The 23,802-nt window shown below is 71.9% G+C and carries 26 protein-coding genes and 3 tRNA genes; 13 read left to right on the top strand and 16 right to left on the bottom strand.

The window, feature by feature from the left end; translation table 11 throughout:
* Positions 1-34 precede the first annotated feature (34 nt).
* Positions 35-1,180 (top strand): OmpA family protein, encoded by a 1,146-nt coding sequence (locus AB0B20_RS14725; protein WP_357470837.1) that lies wholly within the window; start codon positions 35-37, stop codon positions 1,178-1,180.
* Positions 1,177-1,401: a hypothetical protein gene (locus AB0B20_RS14720; RefSeq protein WP_357381882.1), complete on the top strand. Its 225-nt coding sequence runs from the start codon at positions 1,177-1,179 to the stop codon at positions 1,399-1,401. Before AB0B20_RS14725 ends, AB0B20_RS14720 begins: the two co-directional genes overlap by 4 nt.
* Here the strand turns inward: AB0B20_RS14720 and AB0B20_RS14715 are convergent.
* A complete protein-coding gene (locus AB0B20_RS14715) occupies positions 1,374-2,423 on the bottom strand; it encodes a polysaccharide deacetylase family protein (protein ID WP_357381884.1) in 1,050 nt (349 codons plus the stop codon). The two genes, AB0B20_RS14720 and AB0B20_RS14715, sit on opposite strands and share 28 nt — an antisense overlap.
* A gap of 376 nt (positions 2,424-2,799) precedes the next feature.
* On the opposite strand from AB0B20_RS14715, the gene AB0B20_RS14710 reads away from it, so the two are divergent.
* Entirely contained in the window at positions 2,800-3,024 is a 225-nt protein-coding gene (locus AB0B20_RS14710; RefSeq protein ID WP_357381886.1) for a hypothetical protein, read from the top strand.
* Positions 3,015-3,431, top strand: coding sequence for a PIN domain nuclease (locus AB0B20_RS14705; protein ID WP_357381888.1), 417 nt, complete (start codon positions 3,015-3,017; stop codon positions 3,429-3,431). The genes AB0B20_RS14710 and AB0B20_RS14705 overlap by 10 nt, the downstream gene beginning before the upstream one ends.
* A 325-nt stretch (positions 3,432-3,756) precedes the next feature.
* On the opposite strand, the gene AB0B20_RS14700 is transcribed toward AB0B20_RS14705, so the two are convergent.
* The 4 genes from AB0B20_RS14700 to AB0B20_RS14685 all read right to left on the bottom strand — a co-directional run bounded on the left by AB0B20_RS14700 (position 3,757) and on the right by AB0B20_RS14685 (position 5,288).
* Positions 3,757-4,323: a type I restriction-modification enzyme R subunit C-terminal domain-containing protein gene (locus AB0B20_RS14700; protein WP_357381890.1), complete on the bottom strand. Its 567-nt coding sequence runs from the start codon at positions 4,321-4,323 to the stop codon at positions 3,757-3,759.
* Between the two features lie 127 nt (positions 4,324-4,450).
* Positions 4,451-4,526 (bottom strand) — tRNA-Arg (locus tag AB0B20_RS14695).
* Between the two features lie 36 nt (positions 4,527-4,562).
* A tRNA-Ser gene (locus AB0B20_RS14690) sits at positions 4,563-4,653 on the bottom strand.
* Positions 4,654-5,030: 377 nt separating this feature from the next.
* Positions 5,031-5,288 (bottom strand): hypothetical protein, encoded by a 258-nt coding sequence (locus tag AB0B20_RS14685; RefSeq protein WP_357470832.1) that lies wholly within the window; start codon positions 5,286-5,288, stop codon positions 5,031-5,033.
* A 285-nt stretch (positions 5,289-5,573) separates the two neighbouring features.
* On the opposite strand from AB0B20_RS14685, the gene AB0B20_RS14680 reads away from it, so the two are divergent.
* Positions 5,574-6,203 carry a hypothetical protein gene (locus AB0B20_RS14680; protein WP_357470829.1) on the top strand — a complete coding sequence of 210 codons (630 nt, stop codon included), beginning with the start codon at positions 5,574-5,576 and terminating at the stop codon, positions 6,201-6,203.
* A gap of 61 nt (positions 6,204-6,264) precedes the next feature.
* On the opposite strand, the gene AB0B20_RS14675 is transcribed toward AB0B20_RS14680, so the two are convergent.
* Positions 6,265-7,038, bottom strand: coding sequence for a CPBP family intramembrane glutamic endopeptidase (locus AB0B20_RS14675; RefSeq protein ID WP_357470826.1), 774 nt, complete (start codon positions 7,036-7,038; stop codon positions 6,265-6,267).
* 121 nt (positions 7,039-7,159) lie between these two features.
* On the opposite strand from AB0B20_RS14675, the gene AB0B20_RS14670 reads away from it, so the two are divergent.
* Entirely contained in the window at positions 7,160-8,281 is a 1,122-nt protein-coding gene (locus AB0B20_RS14670) for a globin domain-containing protein (protein ID WP_357381896.1), read from the top strand.
* 66 nt (positions 8,282-8,347) lie between these two features.
* Here the strand turns inward: AB0B20_RS14670 and AB0B20_RS14665 are convergent, their stop codons facing one another.
* Positions 8,348-9,877, bottom strand: a complete 1,530-nt coding sequence (locus tag AB0B20_RS14665; protein ID WP_357381898.1) for a peptide deformylase — start codon at positions 9,875-9,877, stop codon at positions 8,348-8,350.
* Positions 9,878-10,200: 323 nt separating this feature from the next.
* On the opposite strand from AB0B20_RS14665, the gene AB0B20_RS14660 reads away from it, so the two are divergent.
* Positions 10,201-10,983 carry a hypothetical protein gene (locus tag AB0B20_RS14660; RefSeq protein ID WP_357382292.1) on the top strand — a complete coding sequence of 261 codons (783 nt, stop codon included), beginning with the start codon at positions 10,201-10,203 and terminating at the stop codon, positions 10,981-10,983.
* Between the two features lie 4 nt (positions 10,984-10,987).
* Here AB0B20_RS14660 and AB0B20_RS14655 read toward each other — a convergent pair whose 3' ends face one another.
* The gene (locus AB0B20_RS14655) at positions 10,988-12,766 is read right to left on the bottom strand and encodes a hypothetical protein (protein ID WP_357470823.1); all 1,779 of its coding nucleotides are present in this window, start codon (positions 12,764-12,766) and stop codon (positions 10,988-10,990) included.
* A 209-nt stretch (positions 12,767-12,975) separates the two neighbouring features.
* On the opposite strand from AB0B20_RS14655, the gene AB0B20_RS14650 reads away from it, so the two are divergent.
* A complete protein-coding gene (locus AB0B20_RS14650) occupies positions 12,976-13,680 on the top strand; it encodes a class I SAM-dependent methyltransferase (RefSeq protein ID WP_357381903.1) in 705 nt (234 codons plus the stop codon).
* A 53-nt stretch (positions 13,681-13,733) separates the two neighbouring features.
* Here AB0B20_RS14650 and AB0B20_RS14645 read toward each other — a convergent pair whose 3' ends face one another.
* Both AB0B20_RS14645 and AB0B20_RS14640 read right to left on the bottom strand, forming a co-directional pair.
* Positions 13,734-14,267: a YbhB/YbcL family Raf kinase inhibitor-like protein gene (locus tag AB0B20_RS14645; RefSeq protein WP_357381905.1), complete on the bottom strand. Its 534-nt coding sequence runs from the start codon at positions 14,265-14,267 to the stop codon at positions 13,734-13,736.
* 40 nt (positions 14,268-14,307) lie between these two features.
* A complete protein-coding gene (locus AB0B20_RS14640) occupies positions 14,308-14,997 on the bottom strand; it encodes a DNA alkylation repair protein (protein WP_357470820.1) in 690 nt (229 codons plus the stop codon).
* A 360-nt stretch (positions 14,998-15,357) separates the two neighbouring features.
* Here AB0B20_RS14640 and AB0B20_RS14635 point away from each other — a divergent pair, with 360 nt between their 5' ends.
* A complete protein-coding gene (locus tag AB0B20_RS14635) occupies positions 15,358-16,311 on the top strand; it encodes an ankyrin repeat domain-containing protein (RefSeq protein WP_357381909.1) in 954 nt (317 codons plus the stop codon).
* 90 nt (positions 16,312-16,401) lie between these two features.
* On the opposite strand, the gene AB0B20_RS14630 is transcribed toward AB0B20_RS14635, so the two are convergent.
* Positions 16,402-16,488: transfer RNA gene (locus tag AB0B20_RS14630), tRNA-Ser, on the bottom strand.
* A 95-nt stretch (positions 16,489-16,583) separates the two neighbouring features.
* Between AB0B20_RS14630 and AB0B20_RS14625 the strand changes: the two genes are divergently transcribed.
* Together AB0B20_RS14625 and AB0B20_RS14620 are read left to right on the top strand one after the other, a co-directional pair.
* Positions 16,584-17,123, top strand: coding sequence for an AAA family ATPase (locus AB0B20_RS14625; RefSeq protein WP_357381911.1), 540 nt, complete (start codon positions 16,584-16,586; stop codon positions 17,121-17,123).
* 9 nt (positions 17,124-17,132) lie between these two features.
* Positions 17,133-18,107, top strand: a complete 975-nt coding sequence (locus tag AB0B20_RS14620) for an NAD(P)H-quinone oxidoreductase (RefSeq protein ID WP_357470817.1) — start codon at positions 17,133-17,135, stop codon at positions 18,105-18,107.
* 3 nt (positions 18,108-18,110) lie between these two features.
* Here AB0B20_RS14620 and soxR read toward each other — a convergent pair whose 3' ends face one another.
* A complete protein-coding gene (gene soxR, locus AB0B20_RS14615; RefSeq protein ID WP_357470814.1) occupies positions 18,111-18,563 on the bottom strand; it encodes a redox-sensitive transcriptional activator SoxR in 453 nt (150 codons plus the stop codon).
* Between the two features lie 46 nt (positions 18,564-18,609).
* On the opposite strand from soxR, the gene AB0B20_RS14610 reads away from it, so the two are divergent.
* Positions 18,610-19,293: a transketolase gene (locus tag AB0B20_RS14610; RefSeq protein ID WP_357470811.1), complete on the top strand. Its 684-nt coding sequence runs from the start codon at positions 18,610-18,612 to the stop codon at positions 19,291-19,293.
* 14 nt (positions 19,294-19,307) lie between these two features.
* On the top strand, positions 19,308-20,183 hold the full coding sequence (locus tag AB0B20_RS14605) for a transketolase (RefSeq protein ID WP_357470915.1): 876 nt from the start codon (positions 19,308-19,310) through the stop codon (positions 20,181-20,183).
* Between the two features lie 69 nt (positions 20,184-20,252).
* Here the strand turns inward: AB0B20_RS14605 and AB0B20_RS14600 are convergent, their stop codons facing one another.
* From AB0B20_RS14600 to AB0B20_RS14585, 4 genes are all read right to left on the bottom strand, one after another.
* Complete coding sequence (locus tag AB0B20_RS14600) at positions 20,253-20,963, bottom strand: glycosyltransferase family 2 protein (RefSeq protein ID WP_357470808.1); 711 nt, start codon at positions 20,961-20,963, stop codon at positions 20,253-20,255.
* Between the two features lie 79 nt (positions 20,964-21,042).
* Complete coding sequence (locus AB0B20_RS14595) at positions 21,043-21,630, bottom strand: hypothetical protein (protein ID WP_357470805.1); 588 nt, start codon at positions 21,628-21,630, stop codon at positions 21,043-21,045.
* A 58-nt stretch (positions 21,631-21,688) separates the two neighbouring features.
* A complete protein-coding gene (locus AB0B20_RS14590) occupies positions 21,689-23,095 on the bottom strand; it encodes a HAMP domain-containing sensor histidine kinase (protein ID WP_357470802.1) in 1,407 nt (468 codons plus the stop codon).
* On the bottom strand, positions 23,088-23,771 hold the full coding sequence (locus tag AB0B20_RS14585) for a response regulator transcription factor (protein ID WP_357381921.1): 684 nt from the start codon (positions 23,769-23,771) through the stop codon (positions 23,088-23,090). The genes AB0B20_RS14590 and AB0B20_RS14585 overlap by 8 nt, the downstream gene beginning before the upstream one ends.
* Positions 23,772-23,802: the final 31 nt, after the last annotated feature.

Raw genomic sequence — 23,802 nt, 5'->3', positions numbered from 1 at the left:
TCCTGTGCTGACGGACGGTCCGTCAGCACAGGACATGACGACTCGCAGGTCTGCCCGAATCGCCGCCCTGGCACTGTGTGTGCCGCTGGTCGGTGCGATCGCCGGCTGCATCCCGCTGATAGGCGAAGAGTTCACGTTCAACTGTCCGCAACCCGCCGCCACGGGCCTCGGCATCGCGGTCGGCGCCCGGGCCAACAGCCCCGCCCCGGCCCTGACCACCGACGTGCGCAAGCTGATCGTCGACACGATGAACGGCTGCGGCAAGATCACCACGATCCGGGTGGACGGGCGTCCCAGCATCGTCGACGACGCGGTTTTCGGCACCCAGGCGAAGACCAAGTCCAACTTCGCCATCGACCAGAAGGCGTTCCTGGACCGGGTCGGCGCGATGATCGCGAACGCGAAGGCAGGGGCACCAGAGGCGAATGTGCTGAAGGCGCTGAGCGTGGCGTCGGACGCGGCCGGCCCGGGCGGCACGGTGGTGCTCGTCGACTCCGGCGTGCAGACCACCGCCCCGCTCGACTTCCGCAGGAACGACCTGCTGTCGCGGCGTCCGGAGGCTGTCGCCAAGCTGCTCCGGCAGCAGCGTCTGCTGCCCGACCTCCGGGGCCGGAAGGTCATCATGACCGGCCTCGGCTACACGGCGATGCCGCAGGAGCAACTCGACGACCGCAACCGGTCGACCCTGGTGAACCTGTGGCGCGAGATCGTCCTCGCCGCCGGCGCGAAGGATCCGGTGATCGACTCGAGCGCCAACACAGCGGATTCCGCCGTGACCAGCCCGACCGTGAGCGTGGTGCGGTTCGTGGTCGGCGACATCCGGCCCGACTGCGACACGCTTGCGGTCTTCCCGGACAGCGGCGCGGTCGGATTCGTCCCCGACGAGGCGGAACTCCGTGATCCGGCCGGCGCCCGCAAGGTCCTCGCCACGTTCGTCGCGTTCCTGCGCGGTAACCCCACCGCGCAGGTAGTGGTCAGGGGATACGTAGCCCACTACGGCGCCGGCGACCTGTCCCAACGCCGCGCCGACCGGGTGAAGCGGGAGTTCGTCGCCCTGGGCGCCACCAACAGGATCACCGCGAAGGGAATGGGTTGGGGCCCGTACCCGAGCGTGAGTGCCCCTCCGGACGAACGGTACGACCAGAAGAACCGCATGGTCACGATCGAGGTGAGCTGTTGACCACCGTGGAACTGAGCGAGGCTGCGCCGGCCCCAGCGGCCTGGACGGACATCCCGAATGCCGGACCTCATCGACCTGGCCCGGCCTTCCTCACGGCGGTGGTGCCCGAAGCGAAGGGGCCGTCCCGGTTTCCCGAAACGGCCCCTCATCTGCTCGGGCGCCACGATCCCGTTCTGCGTCAGATGAGCGACGATCAGCCCGTGGTGCAGGAACGGATCTGAGCTCTGGCACCGCTGTTGCCGTTCATCATCGTGGTGAAGCCGAAGGTGTTGCCGCTGCCGTTGGACCGCATCGTCATCACGTAACCGGTGCTGTCCCAACTGGGGGAGCCGTTCCAGGTAGTGACGATCCGCTGCGGCGCGGTCACCGCCACGACCACCGTCCAGTTGCTGGCCCCCTGAACCGTCACCGACGTGTTGTACCGGTCACCCCAGACGTTGGGAGTCGTCGCCGTCGCTGTGCACCCGCTGGTGGGCGGTGGAGTGGTCGGCGTGCCGGTCGGCGGCGGAGTGGTCGGCGGCGGAGTGCCGTCCGGGGCCACCGCTCGGCCGGTGCTCGGTGAGATCATGCCCGGACAGAGGTTGCGGCTGCTCAGGTTGGCCATGATCTGCGGAATCGCGTCGCGGGTGTTCTGTATGCCGTCGTGCATCAGGATCACCTGGCCGGCCTGGAGGCGGCTGGCGTTGGAGACGATCTGGCTGACGCTGGCGCCGTTCCAGTCCTGGGAGTCGACGTCCCAGATCACCTGGCGCAGGCCAAGCGACGTGGCGACCGACTGAAGGGTCGAGTTGGTCTCCCCGTAGGGCGGGCGGAACAGCTGCGGCCGGACGCCGGTCGCCGACTGGATGGCTGAGTTGGTCTGGGCGAGGTCCGACTGCATCTGGCTCTGGCTCATCGAGGTCATGTGCGCGTGGTTCCAACTGTGGTTGGCCACCCACATGCCCGCGTCGACCTGGGCGCGCGCGGCGGACTGGTTGCTCTGCACGTTCTGCCCGACGTTGAACATGGTCGCCCGTACGCCGTTCGCGCGCAGCACGGAGAGCAGTGCGCTGGTGCTGCCGGTCGGCCCGTCATCGAAGGTGAGGCCGACGTACCCGTTGCAGACGGCGGCGCTGGACGGAGTGGCGGCGACCGCGAGACCGGCGGCGCTCAGCGCCACGGCAGAGGCGAGCACGGCCAACCGCGTGAGACGCGATGTTCGGGGGGTGGACGGGCGGCGGGAGCCGCCGATGCTGGAGTACATGCGCAGGTCCTCCTTGGGACGGGTGACACCTGACGACGCATGGCTTCAATCGACACAGGTTGATGTCGCCGTGTTCGGAGTATTGCAGCGGCGTTTCGAACAGGTCAATGATTTTCCGGAAGTTTTCCGGAAAGAGTCAGCCCCTAGTCAGTCGCCATGCATCCCGGTGCCGTGCTGTCCTTCGCTACCGTCAGCCTGGGGCAGCGCACGGCCGCTGGCCGACCTCCACGATCGCCTGGACGATGGTGCCGGCTCCCGTTCCGAGGTAGGCCGCGTTGCGTCGTTCCTGATCCGGCATGTGCGGTCAATCGCTTCGGATTCGTCTCACACTCACGTCACCGTGATATCGCGATAGCGCCACCTACGGAGGTGTCGAATGGCCAACATCCTCATCCGCGATCTCAGTCAAGAAGCGGTCGACCGCATCGACGCGGCGGCCGCCAGCCTGGGGCTGTCGCGCAACGAGTACCTACGCCGCAAGTTCGAGGAGAACATCATCCCCGCTGGCGACCGGACGGTCACCGCCGAGGACTGGCAACGGTCCGCAGAGGCATTCGCCGACCTTGCCGATCCCACGGTCATGGAGGCCGCGTGGCGGTGACGAGCTGGCTGATCGACAAGTCCGCGTACGTCCGGCTCCAACTCGGCCAAACGACCAACCGTGACCAGTGGAGCGCACGCATCAGCCGGGGGCTGGTCCGGCTCTCCACCATCACGCGCCTCGAACTCGGCTACTCGACGCGCTCCGGAGAAGCGGGGCGCCGACAGTTCGCCGCCCCACCGCTGTCACTGATGCCGATCGAACACCTCACACCCGCCATCGAGGACCGCGCACTGGAAGTACAGATGCTGCTCGCTGACCGTGGCCAGCACCGAGCGCCGCCTATCCCCGACTTGCTGGTCGCGGCGACCGCTGAGAAGACCGGCCTGACGGTCCTGGCCGTCGACGAGGACTTCGACCTCATCGCCGCGCTAACCGGCCAGCCGATCGAAACCCTGCCCAGCTGAGCGATGAGCCGGGCCTGTCGCGTTCGGCGTAAGCATGATCGACTCTGGCTTGTCCGGGGCGTAGCCTGTCAAGCCGGTGCGGGATTGAGTGGCCCGACGTTCCGCTTCGGCCCGGATGCGGTCGAGTGCGCTGACCTAGATTTATACGAATTTGCCCGAATTTGTATGTAGCATCTTCGACGGATCGTGACATCAGAGGGCGTTCCCCTCCCCCAGGCGCACCCATAGGTGCGCGATCAACCGGGGGACGCTGACGAAGCCGTGGGCGTAGGTCATCCTCGTCCTTGACCCCAGGCACTTTGCCCCTCAGCTTCGCTTCGAGGCACTACGCCACCTCCGCCTCAGGGGCGGCGGTGTCTCGGACAGAGTTGAGGATCGTGATCAGGCGGTCGACGTCGGCGGACGGGAAAATCGAGTCCGGCCCTTGCGGGGCGATGTCGCTGAACGGCGAATCGTAGAGCCGCTCGGGCTCCATGACCCCGTTCTGGGTCAGATGGGCGACGATCAGGTTCACGAAGTTGATCTGGCTCGCGGTGAGCGTCCGGCTGGTCAGGAAGTCACCGAACGCCTCGGTGGCGGCTTCCCGGTCGAGGCCGACCAGCGAGCGGATGAACAGGCCGAGCCCGTGGGCCGAGCGGCGGGCCTCGTCGATGTCCTCGGTGCCGCCGCCGCTGGCCGCCAGCATCCGCTCCAGCTCATCGAGGTCGGCCGGGGAGAGCTGCTTGTTGCGGCGCAGCTTCTGCAACGCCAGGTGGTCCTCGTGGGCGCGCAGGTACACCCGGGCCTTGGCGCGGAACCGCTCGAAGTCCGTGCCAATCTTGATGGAGCAGCAACCACCCGAGCATCTGACTCGTCGACAGGCCCCGCCGTCAGGATCCGACCACGCCCGCACGCTGCAGGAACGGTGCCAGAGGCGACTCTGCGTTACGAAAAACCAGTCTCAGTGGCGGACGTGCCACCCGAGTGGCACGAAAAATGCCCCTCCGTCTATCGACGGAGGGGCATTTTCCCTGTTCAAGTGGTGCGCCCGAAGGGACTCGAACCCCTAACCTTCTGATCCGTAGTCAGATGCTCTATCCATTGAGCTACGGGCGCCTGGTGCTCGGCCAGTCTACACAACCGGCTTTCGCGCGGAGACTCCGGGATTCGAACCCGGGAGGGGCTTTAAGACCCCAACCGCATTAGCAGTGCGGCGCCATAGACCAGACTAGGCGAAGTCTCCCTGGTGACCCCGAGGTCACCGCGCCCGAGGATACAGGGCCGTACCCGCCCGGGGCAAAGCGACTATCGGAACCCGCCCCCATGACCGTGTCTTGGTCGTGTGCCAGATCACGCCCACGGCTACGCTCCATCGGTATGCAGGAGCAGCCGCCGAGCGATCCGCCCCGTCGCGAGCCCGCCCCCAAGGCCCGGCGGAGCCGCTCCCCACGACCGACGTTCAGCCCGCCGCCCGCACCGGACCCCGCTGCGGAGAGCGCGACGAGCGACACACCGACGCCCAGGCGCCCGCGCCGGGCGGCGCCCACAGTCGTCTTCCAGCCGCCGACGCCGGCCGCCGACGCACCGCCGGCACCGCGCCCGCGTCCGGCCGCCGATCCTTCACCTGCCGATCCGGGTACGCCCGGCGAGCAGGCCGCCCCGGAGGCTGCTGGCAGCGGCCCGGATGCGCCGCCGGCAGACCAGGCCACTCCAGGGACTTCGACGACTCCTTCGGGTACGACCGCCGCCGAACGGACCGCCGCCGGAGACGGTGAGGAGCCGGTCCACGAGCCCCAGCCGGAAGCCGCGACGCCCGCGTCGAGCGCCGGGGAGGGCGCGCTCGCCACCGACGAGAGACCTGTCACAGCGGAGCAGCATCAGGCCACCGAACGTCCGGCCGAGGAGGAGGCGCCGAAGCGGACGCGCCGCGCTCCCGCAGCCAAGAAGGCCGCCCCGGTCGCGAAGAAGGCGGCTCCGGCGGTCAGGAAGGCCGCTCGGAAGGCGTCGCCGCCGAAGCGCGAGACGAAGGCCGCTCGGGCAGAGGTCACTGCCACCACCACCGCAGCCGACGCGGAGCAGTCCGACGAGACGACGCGCCGGCCGGCAACGCCCGCGGCCGTCGTCGGACAGGCGGCTGGACGACCTGACTCCTCGCGTACGCCGGTGGAGGGCTGGCGGGCGGTCGGGCCGAAGCTGCGCGACCACCCCGGGTTCGCGCCGGAGCTGCTGGCCCTTGCGGCCGTGGAGGTGCTCGGGCCGCGGGCCTCGGCCTGGGTGGAGCAGGTCCGGCGGGCCTACCCGGAGGCGGACGCCGACGGGGTGGCCCGGCTGGCGACCCGGCGGTTCGTCCGGATGGCCGGTACGGGTGGGGCGCTGGCGGCGGGCGCCGGACTGTTCGCGCCGGTCGCGGAGCTGGCGACGGTGCTGTGGACGCAGGCGAACCTGGTGTTGCATCTGGCGGCGGCGTACGGCCGGGATCCGGCGCATCCGGATCGGGCGGCCGAGCTGCTGGTGCTGACGTCGGTGCACCCGGACGACGGCACCGCTCGGGCGGCGCTGGCGGCGGCCCGGGCGGCCGACGCTCCGGCGGACGGTCAGTGGGGGCGGGTGGCGCAGGCGGCCTGGCGGCTGGCCACGCCGGTGGCCGCGCAGGCGGGTGGATGGGTCGGGTTGCGGCTGGTCGCCCGGTTGCTGCCGGGTGCGGCGGCGCTGACGGCGGCGACCGGCGGCACGGCGGTGGCCGGGCGGGTGGCGGCGCGGGCGGTCGCCCGGTACCGGCCACCCCGCGCCTGACCGGCAGCGGCACCGAGCCCATCTCGCCTGATCGGCGGCGGGACGGCGAGGTGGCGACAGCCTAGAGCCAGTCGAACCAGGACTTCGGCAGCATCGCGTAGCCGACGAACGCGAAGATGTCGAGCAGCGTGTGCGCGACGATCAGCGGGGCGACCCGGCGGGTGCGCAGGTAGAACAGCCCGAAGATCACGCCCATCACGGCGTTGCCGACGAACGCGCCGAAGCCCTGGTAGAGGTGGTAGGAGCCGCGCAGCAGCGCGCTCGTGGCGAGCACCGCGCCGATCCGCCAGTTGAGCTGCCGCAGCCGGGTGATCAGGTAGCCGACCACGATCACCTCCTCCAGCACGGCGTTCTGCACGGCGGCGAGGATCAGCACCGGCACCGCCCACCACAGGTCCGGCAGCGCGGCCGGGACCAGCGTGGCGTTGAGGCCGAGCTGCGCCGCCGCCCAGAACAGCGCCAGCCCGGGCAGGCCGATGAGCGCGGTCAGGCCCGCGCCCCGGGCCAGGTCCGAGCCGGGCCGGCGGAAGTCGACGCCGAGCGTCCGTGCCGGGTCGCCGGGGTCGCGCGCCAGCAGGTGTACGGCGAGCAGCACCGGCAGCAGCGCGAAGACGATCCCGAGCAGCTGGTACGTGAGGTCGAGGTACGGCCGGGCCGACGCGGAGGTGTTCAGCGCGGCGGTCTGCTTGGACAGTCCCCCGGTCGCGGTCAGCTTGGCGATCAGCGACACCAGCGCGTACACGGCCGACTGGCCGAGGGACAGACCGAGCACGAGCAGCGTCTCGGTGCCAAGCATCCGGCGGGAGACCGGGCGGGCCAGCTCGTCAACCGTCACCGGACCATGAAAGCACTTCGGCGACCGGGCCGGACGGTCGCACAGTCTGTGCGACCGGCGTACACGCTCCGTGGACATTCTATGGCTGCCGATCCGCCGTACGGAGAAGGAGCGTGCCCCCGTGGAGAACTTCGCGCGGCTGCTGAAGGAGAGCTGGGCCCTGGTCGAGGAGGAGCGGGAGCGGCTCAGCGGTCATTTCTACGCCCGGCTGTTCCTCCTCGACCCGGAGCTGCGCAAGCTGTTCCCGGTGCAGATGAACGGGCAGGGGGACCGCATCCTGGAGGCCATCGTCACGGCCACCCAGACGGTGGGCGACCCGGAGAGCTTCGACGAGTACCTACGCGCGCTGGGCCGGGACCACCGCAAGTACCACGTGGCGGCCGGGCACTACGCGACGATGGGCGTCGCGCTGCTCGACGCGCTGCGCAGCACCGCCGGGGACGGCTGGAACCTGGAGTACGACCAGGCGTGGCGGGAGGCGTACGCGAGCATCAGCGCGCGGATGCTGGCCGGCTCGGCGGCCGACGAGAACCCGCCGTTCTGGCACGCGGAGGTCCTGACGCACGAGCGGTACGGCCCGGACACGGCGGTGCTGACCGTGCGTGCGCTCCAGGATCCGCTGCCCTGGCTGGCCGGCCAGTACGTGAGCGTGGAGGTGCCCCGCTACCACCCGCGGGTGTGGCGGACGTACTCGGTGGCGAACGCGCCGAACGAGGAGAACGTGCTGGAGTTCCACGTGCGTACGCCGCCGGGCGCGGCCGGTTGGGTGTCCGGCGCGCTGGTGCGCCGCACCAAGCCGGGCGACCTGCTGCGGGTGGCCGCGCCGATGGGCTCGATGACGCTGGACCCGGACTCCACCCGGGATGTGCTCTGCGTGGCCGGCGGGGTCGGCCTGGCGCCGATCAAGGCGCTGGTGGAGGAGCTGACCCGGGTCAACCGGACCCGCTGGGTGCACGTCTTCTACGGCGCCCGCCGCCCGGACGAGCTGTACGGGCTGCCCGGCCTGGAGGACCTGGTGGCGTCCCACCCGTGGTTGTCGGTGACGCCCTCGTGCAGCGAGGACCCGGGCTTCGGCGGCGAACTCGGTGAGGTCTCCGAGGTGGTCACCCGGTACGGCCCGTGGACCACGCACGACTGCTACGTCTCCGGCTCGGCGGGCATGGTCCGGGCCACCCTGCGGGCGCTCGCCGCCGACGACGTACCGCCCGACCACATCCGGTACGACACGTTCGGCAGCCTCTGATCTTTCCTCCCCCGAGCCGGGTCGCGTGCCCCCGCCCCCTGGGGCACGCGACCCGGCCCCCCGTTCTCAGTAGCGCCAGGGGTTTCCGGTCTCGCGGTACTCCTCCACCGGCACCAGCGGCACACCGGGCGCCATGCGGTCGACGTAGAGGCGCCCGTCCAGGTGGTCGATCTCGTGCGCGACCAGCCGCGCCATCGCGTACTCGAAAGACGTGATCACCCGGCTGCCGTCCCACAGAGCGTGTTCCACGTCGATCCGCAGCGGCCGGGGCACCAGGCCTCTGTGGTCGAAGAAGGAGAGACAGCCCTCGTACTGCTCGTCGGTCTCGGCGGCGGCGTCCACCACCCGGGGGTTGAGCAGCACCACCGGTTCGGCCGCGCGGTCGGCCGGGCGCACGAGCGCGGCGGACCAGCCGATGCCGAGCTGCGGGGCGGCCAGGCCGACGCCCTTGCTGAACGGGTGCAGCTCGTCCAGGCGGGCCAGCATCCCCGCGAGCCGATCGATCACCTGCCGGGCGTGCTGTTCGTCGGCCGGGAGGTCGAACTGGCGGGCCCGCTGCCGCAGCAGGTCGTCGCCGCGCTGCACGATGCCCACCGCCCGCATCCGGTCGCTGGCCCGCACCCGGGCACCGCCGGTCGGCGCGCTGTCCGGTTCGGCGTCCGGCTCGGGGCTGCGGAACCGCCACTGCATCCGGTATCGGGCGTTCAGCGGCGGGTCGTCGGTCCCCCAGTCGAAGATCACCCGGTCGCCGTCCACCGCCCGCTGGATCGGGGTACGCAACGGCCCCTCCTCCGCCGACAGCGAGGTCTCCGCGCCCCACACCTTGGGGTCGAGGTCCGCGGGCAGGTCGAGCCGCACCGCCAGGTGCCGGGTGGGCAGGCGTACGGCCCGCTGGAACCAGGGGCCCCACTTGTCCCGGCCGACGCGGTACGCGTACTCGATGGTGACCCGGTCGCCGGGATAGAGCGGGAACCGTCCCTCGTCGTTCTCGAACAGCACCCAGATCTCCTTGAACGCGTCCCGGTCGTGCTTGGCCCGCCAGTGCATCGGCTCGCGTCCGTTTCCGTCGTCCCGGTAGGCGGTGAGCTGAAGCTCGGCGAAGGTGAGCGGGTGTTCCCGGTGGTGCCGGTTGGAGCGGCCCGGGTCGTTCGGGTAGCGGTCTACGGCGACCCGGACCAGGTAGCGGGTCACCGGTTCGGTGCCCGCGTTGTACAGCTCCCGGCGGATCGCGCAGTGGTAGCCGTCCCCGGTGTGGGTGAGCGTGGCCACCTCCTGTTCCACCACCAGGCCGGTGCCCGGCGGCAGCCACTGGCCGGGGACCGGGTCACGGTGCGCCGCGCCGGCCCGGCCGTGCCGCAGTTCGTCGTACTCCCGGAAGCGTTGCCAGATCGCGCCGCCGGCCTCCAGGACGGCCTCGGCCCGGCGGGCGAAGTCCTCGGTGGGGCGGTGCCGTCGCCCTTCGACGTGGCTGACGTAGGACGGGTCGAAGCCCATGAGCGTCGCCAGCTGCTTCTTGGACAGCCCTCGGCCGGTACGGTGCTGGGCGAGTGCCGTCGCGAACGAGTCGGCGGCACGCTCGATCGGTGAGGTCGTCATCAGCTTCCTCGTACGCGGGAAGACCATTTTCACGTTCAGTGGCCGAACGTGTACGGAAACTGCCTCGTATTCGACACTCACCTTGACTTTTCAGCGACGTACGTCGATCATTACGTCGTCTGCCGCCGGGCTCCGGCGGCGTTTTTCGTCTCCCGGGCCGGGTAGTCCCCCGGCCGGAGCGGAGTGACCGGGACCTCCCCGCGACGCCCGGGACGTCACTTCCCCTCCCGCCCAGGGAGTGGTTAGGCTAGCCTTAGCTTTGGTCGACGGCCCGCGCCGACCGGCACGGCGAGCGGACAGGGGACGGCCAGGTGACTGCGGTGATGCCGGGGCGCGACGCCGCCACCCCGCTCGCCCCGGTGACAGCGACCCTGCGCGCCATGTTCGGCACCGACGACCTGCCCGGGCTCGCGCCCGGCCTGCTGGTCCACGACGAGCTGGACCGCTGGTCCCCGGCCACCCGGCTGATCGACGGCACGCTGCTGTCCGAGTTCCTGACCGCCGCCGGCCGCCGCTGGGGTGGCACCCCGCACGCCTGTGCCGCGCTGGCCTGGAAGTCCTACAGCTACTGGACCGCGCTGCCCGCCGTGCTCGGCTGGGCGTCCGCCCGCCGGGTGCCGCTGCTCGACGCGGCCGACGTGCTCGTGCACTTCGAGGACCACCACCAGCTCCTCACACTGGGGCTGCGCGCCTCGACGCCGGTGGCGGTGCTGCCCGGCGACCCGCTGGCGCTGGCCGGCGCCCCGGGCGTACTGGTGGTCCCGGACGAGGCGGCGCTGCTCGGCGCGCTGCGCGCCTCACTGCTCGACGCCCACTTCGCCCCGCTGATCGCCGCCATCCAGGGCGAGGTCCGGATCGGCACCCGTACGCTGCTCGGCTCGGTGGCCTCCGGCATCGCGCACGGCATCCTGCGCGCGTCGGACGCGCTGCCGGGCTCGTCCACGGCGACCGTCGGCACGCTGCTCGACGCGCTCGACCTGAGCGACCTGATCGAGCTGGTGCCGGGCCCGGCCGGCGAGCCGACGGTGCAGCGACGCACCTGCTGCCTGGCGTTCACCCTGCCCCGGCCCAAGGTGTGCCAGGGCTGCTGCGTCCGCCAGGCCTGACCGCTCAGCCGACCAGCGGCCGGACGTCCCACAACCACACCCCGCCGGTACGCCTCGGCGTGATCCCGCTCAGCTCCGTCATCGCCCGGCGCAGCGCCTCTGCCTGCGGCAGCCGGGGGTCGAGGATCACCGCCCCGGCCCGCCAGTGGCGCAGGTCGTCCACGGCGGCCACCCGGTCCTGCGGCGTGATCGGCGGCACCCCGTCGGTACGCCGTACCGTCTCGAAGAACGTGCTGGTGGGACGCGGCGGCGCGGTGAAGAGGGCGATCCGGTCCCCGCCGGGGCGGGTGTCCGGATAGAGGAAGTAGCCGCGCGCCAGCGGCATGTCCAGCCGGGTCTCGGCGGACCAGCGCAACGGGACCGCGTACGTGGTGTCGGGCAGCGGCAGCGTGACGATGCTCCGCCCGTCGGCGACGTACGGGCGCCAGGCGCCGGAGGTGACGAACGCCGGGGTCGGTTCGAGGCGCTTGGCGGGCAGCGGGGTCGGCAGGATCGGCACGAGCGCCATGGCGAGCACGGTGACGGTGGCGAACCGGATCTGGCCGCGCGCGTCCGGGTGCCGCACGGCGAGCCGCCGGGCCCGGTCGGCGCCGAGCGCGAGCAGCACGCCGATGATCGGGGTGAGCGCCAGCGACCAGCGGGTGGGCACCACCGAGTGCAGGACCGGCAGGTTCTCCAGCGCGGCCCAGGGGCCGGGGATGCCGGTGTCCCGCCCGTCGTAGCGGATCTCCCGGCCGAGCGAGAAGAGGGCGAACACGAGCCCGAGCGCGGCGAGCCCGAGCACCACCGCGTTGCGGCGCAGCCACCAGACCAGCGCGAGCACCAGGATCACCAGTGGCCACCCGAAGAACGCGTTCTCCTCGGTGGCGTTCTTGACGAGCGGTTCGCTGCCCCGGGCGTCGCCCGCCACCGACTCCCGGGACCAGGCCACGTACGCGGCGAGGTCGGTGGAGTAGCCCCGGATCAGCGTGGAGAGCCCGCTGTACGAGCCGGGGCCGAAGAACTGGACCCAGAGCGGGTACGCGAGCAGCGCCCCGGCGACCACTGCGGCCACCGCGAGCCCGGCGGCGAACGGGCGGGCCGCCGACCGCAGCTCGGGCCGGCCGAGCGCCAGCGCGAGCACCACCACGCCGAGTCCGATGGCGGTCATCAGCAGGATCTCCAGGTTGAGGAACGCCTGCCAGACCACCACCAGGGCGAGAAGTAGGCCGTTGCGCAGCCACCGGCCGGGCTCGGCCAGCCGCAGCGTCCGCCAGATGATCAGCGGCACCACGAACTGGCTGACGATGTTGGGGTGCGAGTTGGCGTGCGAGACCATGGCCGGCGCGAACGCGCAGAAGGCCGCGCCGAGCCAGGCCGGGCCACGGGCCCCGACCACCACGCGGGAGAGCAGGAAATACCAGGCCACTCCGGTCGCGGCGAGCCCGAGTGTGAGGAAAATCAGGAATGACCAGCGCGGCCCGGCCCAGAGGGTTATCGGGGTGAGCGGTATGGATACGGATAATACGGACGTATTAGCCATCAGATTGACGACGTCCGGCACATTCATCCGGTCGGAGGTGAACGGATAGGCGAAATCAGTGACGACTCGCGCACCGTGCGCCATCATCCATTCGAATTGCGCCTGATCTGTCCGATTATCTCGAATGCCATTGCGGGGATCCACCCACAGGCGAGCCGTCACCCAGAGCGCGAGCAGCACGAAGCTGAGCACGGCCAGCGCGTCGATCCGCCTGCCCCGCCCCGATTTCGCCGAGTCCACGTCCGAATCCGGAGTAGTCATGACATTTCAGAGCGTAGTCACGGAATGGCGGTCAGGTGCGAGGTTCCGCAGACTCACGTAGTATGTGCCGGGTTCGCCGACCCGCCGATCCGACGCCCCTCCGGACCACAATTCGGCCCATCTGCGTCCCCCGATTTCCCCAACAGGCATCCAGATGGTTGACTCTGACGGTCCAGGCGCGGGTCAGTCATATCGTGAGGAATCGACGCATGGCAGAAATCACTGGGGATCAGCGCGTCCAGTCCGAGGTGCTCGAAGGCCTGGCGACAGCTGTCAACCACCGGCAGTGGTTCGTCGAGCTGGCGGTGCCCTACCTCGGTGACAACCCGATCGAGATCGGCAGCGGACTGGGCGACTACGCCTCCGCCTGGGCCGCACACGCGCCCCGGATCACCGCCACCGAGGCCGACCCCGACCGGCTGATCCAGCTCAAGGAGCGGCTGTCCGACCAGCCCCGCGTCGAGGTCCGCGAGATGCTGCTCCCGCACCACGAGCGCGGCGACTACAGCGCGGCCGTGTCCTACAACGTGCTGGAGCACATCGACGACCACGTCGGCGCGCTGCGCAGCATGCGGGAGCTGGTCCGCCCCGGCGGTGCGGTCGTCATCATCGTGCCGGCTTTCCAGTTCGCCATGAGCCCCGCCGACATCGCCACCGGCCACGTCCGCCGCTACACGAAGAAGACGCTCGCCGCGGCGATGACCGAGGCGGGCCTCACCGTCGAGCGGATCCACTACGCCAACGCGCTCGGACTGATCGGCTACTTCATGGCCACCAAGGTCTTCCGGCTGATGCCGAAGGAGGGCCCGATGGTCAAGGTGTACGACACCCTCGTCCTGCCGGTCACCAAGGCCGCCGAGCAGATCGTCCGGCCGCCCTTCGGCCAGTCCGTCTTCGCCGTAGCCCGCGTGTAAGGAAGGGCCCCTTGTTAACAGACGTCTGTTAACAAGGGGCCCTTCCTTACACCTCACTCCTTGATCTGGTACGTGGGGCGGATGACCGCCCGGGCCAGGGTGTGGAACGCCAGGTTGAAGCCGACGAACGCCGGGCTCGCCCCGGCGGGGATGTCGAGGCGGTCCACGTCCACCGCGTGCACCGCGAACACGTACCGGTGCGGGCGGTCCCCGGCGGGCGGCGCCGCGCCCCCGTAGCCGGTGTCGCCGTAGTCGTTGCGGACGCTGAACGCGCCGCCCAGATCGGCCTCGTCGACCCCGCTGGGAAGCTCGGTGACGGACGCCGGCACGTTCACCAGCACCCAGTGCCAGAAACCGCTGCCGGTCGGGGCGTCCGGGTCGAAGCAGGTGACCACGAAGCTCTTGGTCTCGGCCGGGAAGCCCGACCAGGACAGCTGCGGTGAGACGTTCTCGCCGCCGGTGCTGCCGTGCGCGTACCGCGCGTCCATCGGCTCGCCGTTGTGCACGTCGTCACTGGTCAGGTCGAACGACGGCACCGTCGGCAGCAGCTCGTACGGGTCCGGGGCGATCGGTCGTTCCAGGGTCATCGAAACGGTCCTTCCGGGTACGCGAATGTCCTGCGCCCCTTCATACCCCGTTGTCCGCCCCGCCGTGCTGCCGGCGCACCATCTCGTTGATCCAGACCGGCGCGTACGGCGACGTGCAACCAGGCGGCGTCGGATAGTCCCTCAGCACACCGAGCCGCTCCCCGATCCCGATCGCGCGCTCCCGGTACGCCGGGTGCTCGATCCCGATCTGCGCCAGGCAGTGGTTCATCGCCCACTGGAGGCGCTCCGGCGCGCCCGCCATCTCCGCCTCGATCACATCGAGCAGACCGGCCAGGTCCAGCCCGTCCGGAGTCCGCGCCACCCGCTCGGTGGTCAGCGCCCAGCCGGCGCTCGCCGCCACCGGATCCGGATCGGCCGACCAGGCCAGGCGCAGCGGCTCGGCGTGCGGGCTCTTCTTCACCACGTAGTTCACCAGCCAGTCGTGCACCTTCGGCGTCCGCGCCTCGCGCAGCATGGCGTCCAGCTCGTCCCGCCCGTACGCCTTCGGCCGGCAGATCAGCAGCGCCAGCAGCCGCGCCGCGCTGTCCCCGGTCGCCCACAGCTCGCGGGCCAGGTCCTGCTGGGTCTTCAGCCGCTTCGCGATCACCCGCAGCTTGCCCAGGTTGACCCCGTGGTCGTCGCCGTGCCGCTCGTTGACCGCGCGGATCTTCGGGTCGTCGAGCTCGGCCAGCTCGGCTGTCACCTCGGCCACCGTCGTCGTCTCCGCCACCAGGGCCTCCCGCCGTGTCCGTGTCCCGCAGCCTACGGCCGCACCCGGCGCTCCCGCTGTTCCGGCGCCCCGCCGTCCCTTCCCTTCGCCGCCCCGCCGCCGTCGCCCACATCCCGGCACCGCACATCCGTCGCGCTGGTCGCGACGCCGGGCTGACCGAGGGGCTACGCGACGTCGGACAGGCGGCAGAGCTCTCAGCGGGCCCTATCCCTGACGCGCTCAGGGCGCGGTGGTGGTTCCTGCCATCGACGTTTGCCCGGTACCCGGGTTTGCCTATACGTACCGCTTCGCGGGTCCGGCACGTGTACCCGTCTGTCGTCTCCTACTCTGACGCCTTCGGAGGGCATCGGGGAGGCATGGGTGACGGATGTCGATTGGTCGCGAATGGGGTACGGGTCGTGGTCGGACCTTGCCGTGGTGCGGGAACGGCTCGCGGCCGGCGCTGACCCGAACACCCTCGTAGGCGGGCGCGGGCGGCCATTGCACCACGCGGCGCAGATGGGCTCGTCCGAGGTGGTGACGGAACTGGCCCGGGTCGTGGACGACGTGGACGCCGTGGACGACGGACGCACCGCGCTCTGGCTCGCCGTACATGCTGGCAAGCCCGCCAACGCCCGCGCGCTCGTGGCCGCCGGCGCGGATCCGGAGCTGCCAATGATGGCCGGCTGGTCACCGGCGCGGCTGAGCCTGGCCGGGGCGACGCCTGCTCTGTTCGACACGAGCGTGACGCTGACGGAGGCGGAGGCCGCCACGGTCGCAGAGGCGCGCAGGCTCATCGACGCGCTGGCCGATATCGACAGCGAAGGTATGAGCCTGTGCTGCGTGGCCGGGATCGACGCTACCGAGGCGGTGCGGCGTCTGGACGCCACGGTGATCGAGGATCAGATCGTCGTCGAGGACATGTGGGACGCTGACGAGGACGAGTCGATCCGGATACTCGGGGTCACAGACGTGCCGGGCGGCTTCGTCGTCAGCCAGCCCTGGGCGTACGGCGCATCAATGCCGTTGGTCGCGCTGCTGCTGTCGGCTGACACGGTGTGTTACGGCATGTACGTCAACCCCAAGAGCGGCAACCAGGGCGCGGCCGTGCACGATGGTGTCATCACCGGCTGGGGCCTGAACCCGGGCGGCGGCTGGTCTGAGGCGAACGCCTCCACGGCCGAAGTTCTGCGCGATTTCCTGTACCGGGGCCACGCCATCGAGTACTGCTGCGCCTACGCCGCGGTGCGCCCTGCCGACGCCCGCCCATTCACCGAGCCGGACCGGTGGGTGCGGCTGCCCGCCCGCGACTGGTGGGCAGTTTCGGTGAACTAACGGGACGAAGTGAGACTGACTCGCCATTCACGGAAGCGCCCCCCGGCCAGCATTCGCGCTGGTCAGGGGGAGTTTGGCTGTCCAGGTGGGCGGAGGGTGTGGGATTCGAACCCACGAAGACATCGCTGCCTTACCGGTTTTCAAGACCAGCGCCATCGGCCACTAGGCGAACCCTCCCGGCACGCCCCCGAGGGGTGCGCGACCGGAACCAGTCTGCCACGAACCCCGTACCGGGCAAGCCGCCGTCCCACCTCCCCTGCGAGAATGGGTGCGTGTGGCAGAGCCCGGCAGTAGTGCTGATCAGCGGAATCATGGCGGCCGGCAAGTCCACAGTGGCCGAGTCGCTGGCCCGGCGGCTGCCCCGCGCGGTGCACCTGCGCGGCGACGTGTTCCGCAGCATGATCGTCAGCGGGCGGGCCGACATGACAGCCGAGCCCACCGACGAGGCGCTGCGGCAGCTCCGGCTCCGTTACGACCTGGCCGCCTCGGCCGCCGACCGGTACGCGGCGGCGGGCTTCACAGTCGTACTCCAGGACGTGGTGCTCGGCGCGGAGCTGCCGGCCATGATCGGCCGCATCCGGCACCGCCCGCTCGCCGTGGTGATGCTCGCGCCCCGGCCCGAGGTGGTCGCCGCCCGCGAGCGGGACCGGCCGAAGAACGGGTACGGCGACTGGCCGGTGGCGGACCTGGACGCCGGGTTCCGGGCCGACACGCCCCGGCTCGGGCTGTGGCTGGACACCTCCGAGCAGACCCCGGAGGAGACGGTGACGGAGATCCTCGCCCGCGCGTGGACCGACGGGCAGATCGGGTAAGACTGAGGCATGCGCGCGATCACGATCACGGAACCCGGCGGACCCGAGGCGCTCGTCTGGACCCAGGTGCCGGATCCGGAGCCCAGCCCCGGTGAGGTGATCGTCGAGGTGCGCGCGAGCGCGGTGAACCGGGCCGACCTGTTGCAGCGGCAGGGGCACTACCCGCCTCCGGCGGGCGCGTCCGCGTACCCCGGTCTGGAGTGTTCGGGGACGGTGCGCGCGCTCGGTCCCGGCGTGACCGGCTGGTCGGTGGGCCAGGAGGTCTGCGCGCTGCTCGCCGGCGGCGGGTACGCCGAACAGGTGGCGGTGCCCGCCGGGCAGTTGCTGCCGGTGCCGGCCGGGGTGGACCTGGTCGACGCGGCGGCGCTGCCGGAGGTGGCCAGCACGGTCTGGTCGAACGTGGTGGACCTGGCCCGGCTGGCCGAGGGGGACACGCTGCTGGTGCACGGCGGCGGCAGCGGGATCGGCACGTTCGCGATCCAGCTCGGCGTGGCGCTCGGCGCGACGGTGGTGACGACCGCCCGTTCGGCGAAGCACGAGCGGCTGCGCGAGCTGGGCGCCGCACACACCGTCGACTACCGCGAGCAGGACTTCGTCGACGAGGTACGCCGGGTCACCGGCGGCCGGGGCGCGGACGTGATCCTCGACATCATGGGCGCGTCCTACCTGCCCCGGAACGTGGCGGCGCTGGCAACCGGCGGGCGGCTCGTGGTGATCGGCATGCAGGGCGGGCGCAAGGGCGAACTCGACCTGGGGATGCTGCTGGCGAAGCGCGCGGCGGTGCACGCGACGGCGCTGCGGTCCCGCCCGGTCGAGGAGAAGGCGGCGATCGTCCGGGGCGTACGCGAGCAGGTGTGGCCCCTGGTGGAGGCGGGCCGGGTCCGGCCGGTGGTGCACGCCCGGGTGGACATGGCCGACGCCGCCGCCGCGCACCGCCTGGTGGAGACGAACGACCACCTGGGCAAGGTGCTGCTGGTCCGGTGAGGGTCAGCCCTGGCCGGGGCGCGGGAGCATGAGGCGCGGGCCGGGGCCCTCGGCGGCGAGCGAGTCCTCCGGGTTGTAGAGCGTGCAGCGCTGCAACGACAGGCAGCCGCAGCCGATGCAGCCGTCCAGGTCGTCGCGGAGCTTGCCGAGCAGCCGGATCCGCTCGTCCAGCCGGTCCCGCCAGGCGCGGGACAGCGCGGCCCAGTCGTCCGGTGTGGGGGTGCGCCCCGACGGCAGCGAGTCCAGCGCGGCCCGGATCTCCTCCAGCGACACACCCACCTGCTGGGAGATCCGGACGAAGGCGACCCGGCGCAGCTCGGTGCGGGCGTAGCGGCGCTGGTTGCCGCCGGTGCGGGCGGCGTGGATCAGGCCGAGCCGCTCGTAGTAGCGCAGCGCCGAGGGGGCGACGCCACTGCGGTCGGCGAGCTGCCCGATGGTCAGTGTTGCTTCGTGCATCACACGGCCTTGAGTTGAAGTTCGCTTCAAGTCGGAGGCTATCGGTATGACGACCACCACCGCCACCGACCTGGGCGCGCTCCTGGACCGGGTACGCGCCGGACGCGAGTTCGGCGCCAACGTGTACTCCACGCTCGACGTGCTCCAGGTGCTCTACGACCGGGTGCTCCGGATCACCCCGGCCACAGTGGCCGACCCGGACCGGGACCGCTTCCTGCTCTCCAAGGGCCACGCGGTCGCCGGGTACTACGCGCTGCTCGCCGCCCGTGGCTTCGTACCGCCCGAGTGGCTGGACGACCAGGGCGGCCCGGCGAGCCGCCTCGGCGACCACCCCGACCGCACGCTCGTGCCGGGCGTCGAGATCGGTTCCGGTTCGCTGGGCCACGGCCTCGGGCTGGGCGTGGGCACCGCGCTCGGGCTGCGGGCCCAGGGCCGCACCGAACCCCGGGTGTACGTGCTGCTCGGCGACGCCGAACTCGACGAGGGCTCCAACCACGAGGCGATCGCGTACGCGGGCGCGGCCGGGCTGGGCAACCTGACCGCGATCGTGCTGGACAACCGCTCGGCCACGTACGGCTGGCCGGGCGGCGCGGCGAGCCGGTTCACGGTCAACGGGTGGAGCGCCGCCACTGTCGACGGGCGCGACCACGACGCCCTGCACACCGCCCTCACCGGGCACGACGAGCACCGGCCGCACGTCGTCGTCGCGGTCGTCACGGACGGGGAGTGACAATGACCAGCACCATGCGGGACGCGTTCGTGACAAGCACCGAGGAGGTTCTCGCCGATCCGCGTACGACAGTCGTGCTCGCCGACATCTCCGCCGCCGCGTTCGAGCCGGCCGCCGCCCGGTACCCGGACCGGGTGGTAAACGTCGGCATCCGGGAACAGCTGATGATCGGGGTGGCCGGTGGGCTGGCGCTGACCGGGCAGCGGCCGATCGTGCACAGTTACGCCCCGTTCCTGGTCGAGCGGGCGTACGAGCAGATCAAGCTGGATCTCGACCACCAGGACGTCGGCGCGGTGCTCGTCGGCATCGGCGGCTCGTACGACCGGGCGGCGGCGGGACGCACCCACCTCGGGCCGGCGGACGTGGCGCTGCTCGACACGCTCGACGGCTGGACGGTGCACGTGCCGGGGCACCCGGACGAGGTCCGGCCGCTGCTGCGCGACGTGGTGTGCGGGCAGGACTCGGCGTACCTGCGGCTGTCCGTCCGGACCAACGCGCGGGCGTACCCGCAGGCGGGTGACCTGCGTGTGGTGCGGGACGCCGGGCCGGGCGCGCCGCTGCTGGTGGCGGTCGGTCCGGTGCTGGACGCGGCGGTGGCCGCCGTCACCGACCAGCCGGTCACAGTGGCCTACACGCACCGGCCGCGCCCGTTCGACACCGCCGGGCTGCGGGCACTCGCCGGCACCGAGGTGATCCTGGTCGAGCCGTACCTGGCCGGCACCTCGACGCGGGTGGTGTCCGAGGCGCTGGCCGACCGGCCGCACCGGCTGCTCGCGCTCGGGGTGGGCCGCGGGGACCTGCGCCGCTACGGCAGCGCCGAGGACCACGAACGCTGGCACGGCCTGGACGCCGCAGGGCTGCGCCGCTCGGTCGACGCCTTCCTCACCTGAGCGTCCCGGACACGGCGGAACCCCGCGACCTCGGCTCGTGCCGGGCTCGCGGGGTTCCGTCGTTCAGGCTCAGTGCGCGGCGGCGGGACCGGCCGGGCGGCGGCGGGCGCGCTCGCGGGCCAGGATCCAGATCGCCTCGACGCCGTCCTTCCAGGTGATCTTCTTGCCCTCCTCGCGGCCCCGCGCGCGGTAGCTGATCGGCACCTCGTAGGGGCGGATCCGGCGGCGCAGCAGCTTGCCGGTGACCTCGGCCTCCATGCCGAAACCACGGGAGCGGACCTGGAGCGAGCGGTACAGCTCCAGCGGCATCAGCTTGAAGCAGGTCTCCAGGTCGCCGATGTAGGAGTTGTAGAGGACGTTCGCGGCGAGCGTGACGCCCTTGTTGCCCATCACGTACCAGAAGCTGTACGAGCTGTGGCTGCCGAAGGTCCGATTGCCGTAGACGACTGTCGCCCGGCCGTCGAGCACCGGCTCCAGCAGGCGCGGAATGTCCTGCGGGTCGTACTCCAGGTCGGCGTCGAGGATGACCATGTACTTGCCCTCGGCGCTGTCGACAGCCGTCTTGATGGCCGCGCCCTTACCGGCGTTGCGCTGGTGGGTGATCACCCGCAGGCGGGCGTCGTCGACCCGGCCGAGGATCTCGCCGGTGCCGTCCCGGCTGCCGTCGTCCACGACGACAAGCTCGATCTCGCAGGGGTAGTCGACGGCCAATGCCTGCTTGAGGGCATCCGCGATGCGTTCTTCCTCGTTGTAGACCGGCATGAGGATCGAGAGCTTCACGGAATCTCCACGGAGGCGATGGCAGGTCGGGGCATAGCGTAGCCTGGCACATTGCTCAGGTCACGACAGGCCAGGCACTCTATTCCTGGCGAAGTGGCACCACCACGAGCCGGGCCACGCTCCTGTCGCCGTCCTTCGCGCCGGCCACCCCGACCGTCGTACCTATCTTGATGTCGGTCGATCGGATCGTGGTCCGCCGCTCGACCACCCGCAGCTTCTCGCCGAACGTCCACGTCACCGTGAACCCGTCGGTGGACTTGACGGTCATCGACCTGCCGTCGATCGCTGTCACCTCGCCGCGCTGGACCGCCACCGTCTTCGTACCGCCGTCCCTGGTCCGCACCACCGCCTCGCCGTGCAGCGTGCCGCGCCGCAGCAGCACCCGGGCCCGGTGGCGCTTGTGCCCCTCCTTCGCCCGCTCGCCCTTGCCGTCCGGCCCGGCCTGGGGCGTACCGGAGGGCGCCGGCGCGGCGACCGGATCCACGTCCAGTTCGTCGGCGTCGACGCCGAGCGCGGCGAGCGCCTGGCCGTCCGCACCCAGGGCGGCGCTCACCTCGACCCCGTCGTCCGGCGCTGCGCCGGACCGGGTCGCGCCGCACCCGGCGAGCGCGAGCGACGCGGCGGCGAGCAGTGCGGTGGCGCCGGTGACGATTCGCTGACGTCTCATCTGTGGTCCTCTCCTCACGGTGGTGGACCGAGCGTCCCGCACCGACGCGAGAGGACGGTCAAGCCGATGTTCGAGCCCGGTAAGGATCCGCGGGCACCCGGACCGTGAACGCGGCCCCGCCCTCCGGGGCGTGCCCGGCGGCGATGTCCCCGCCGAGCCGCCGGACCAGCCCGGCGGCGAGCGCCAGGCCGAGCCCGCTGCCCACCTTGCGCACCCCCCGGTACCGCTCGTGCAACGCACCGCGCTCGAACGCCACCATCAGGTCGTCGTCGGTGAAGCCGGGTCCGCCGTCCCGGACCTCCAGCACCCCGCCGCCCGCCGGGCCGGCCGCCCGCACCGCGAGCACCACCGGCGCCCCCGGGGGTACGACCCGCAGCGCGTTCTCCAGCAGCCCGTCCACCACCTGCCGGATCCGGCCCGGATCGGTGTACGCCGGCACCGGCTCACCCGGTGTCTCCAGCCGGAACGGCACCCCGAGCGCGGCGCACCGGCCGGACCAGGTGCGCTCCGCGTCGGCGGCGACCCGGCTCAGGTCGACAGGGACCGGTTCCAGCGGGAAGTCGACCGCTTCCAGCCGGGCCAGCGCCAGCAGGTCGCGGACCAGCCGGTCCAGGTGCTCGGCCTCGGCGAGCACGGTACGGCCGGTCGCCGGCACCGCGTCCGCCTCGATCACCCCGTCGGCCAGCGCCTCGGCGTAGCCGCGGATGGCGGTGAGCGGCGTACGCAACTCGTGCGAGACGGAGAGCAGGAACTCGCGCTGCCGTCCCTCACTCGTGGCGAGCGCGGCGGCCAGGCCGTTCAGCGCGTACGCCAGGTCCGCCACCTCGTCGGGCGGCTCGACCGGTACCCGGACCGCCCGGTCCCCGGCACGCAGCCGGGCGGCGGCCGTGGCGGCGGTACGGATCGGCCGGGCCAGCCGGCGGGCCAGCAGCGCCCCGGCGGCCGCCCCGGCGGCGAGCCCGGCGAGCAGCGGCAGCCAGAGCCCGCGCAGCACCTGCCGCCACGGTCCGGTGCTCCGGGCCCGGGTCAGCACCACCCCGTCCCGGCCGGGCAGCGCCCGCGCCTCGACCAGCCGGCGTTCCCCGTCGACCAGCCGCCGGCCGGAGACGTTCTCGCCGCCCGCCACCCGGGTCACGAGCGCTCTGGGCAGGCCCGGCCGGTCGGCCCGGCCGTCGCGGATCACGTACACCTCGATCCGCTGCTGGCGCAGTTGCCGCACGAGCCGGTCCCCCGCGCCGTCGCGCCGGCCGGCCGGCCGCACCCGGAGCACGTCGGCGGCGAGCCGCGCCTGGGCGGCGAGCGCCTCCTGGTCCCGGCGCTCCGCGCCGCGTACCGCCAGGGGCACCGCGACGAGCGCGGTGACGAGCACCGACACCAGCGCCACCGCGCAGGTGGCGAGCACGGCGCGGGCGGTGAGCGTCCGCCCGGGGCGGCGCCGCGTCGGCTCGTTCGGTTGTTCAGGCATCGGCGGCGTACCCGACGCCCCGATGGGTGCGGATCACGCTCGCCGCGCCGAGTTTGGCCCGTACCTGCGCCACGTGCACGTCGACGGTCCGGGTGCCGCCGTGTGCCGCATACCCCCACACGCCGGCCAGCAGTTCCTCCCGGGTGAACACCCGGCCGGGGCGGGCCATCAGGTGGGCCAGCAGGTCGAACTCGGTGGAGGTGAGCTGCACCGGCGTACCGGCGGCGGTCACCGTCCGGCGGCCCGGATCGAGCGTGACGGCACCGAGCGTGCGGGGCTGACCGGCGGGCGTGCCGGCGGTGCGGCGCAGCACCGCCCGGAGCCGGGCGAGCAGTTCACGGGGGCTGAACGGCTTTGTGACGTAGTCGTCGGCGCCCAGTTCCAGGCCGACGACACGGTCCACCTCGTCGTCGCGGGCGGTGAGGAAGATGACCGGTGTCCAGTCGCCGTCCGCGCGCAGCCTGCGGCAGATCTCGGTGCCGGCCAGGCCGGGCAGCGCGATGTCGAGCACGCAGGCCACCGGGCGCAGGCGCCGCGCGGCGGCCAGCCCGGCCTCGCCGTCACGTTCCAGGTGTACGCCGAACCCGTCCCGGGTCAGGTAGAGCCGGACCAGGTCGGCGATGGCCGGCTCGTCCTCCACCACGAGGACGAGCCCGGGCGGGGCGGCGATGGTCACCGGCCCATGATGACCGACCGGTGGCCGCCCG

The sequence above is a fragment of the Micromonospora sp. NPDC049151 genome (genome assembly GCF_040648395.1).
Classification (GTDB): domain Bacteria; phylum Actinomycetota; class Actinomycetes; order Mycobacteriales; family Micromonosporaceae; genus Micromonospora.
Note: the sequence above shows the minus strand (reverse complement) of the source record. Positions and strands in the feature narration are given on the sequence as shown.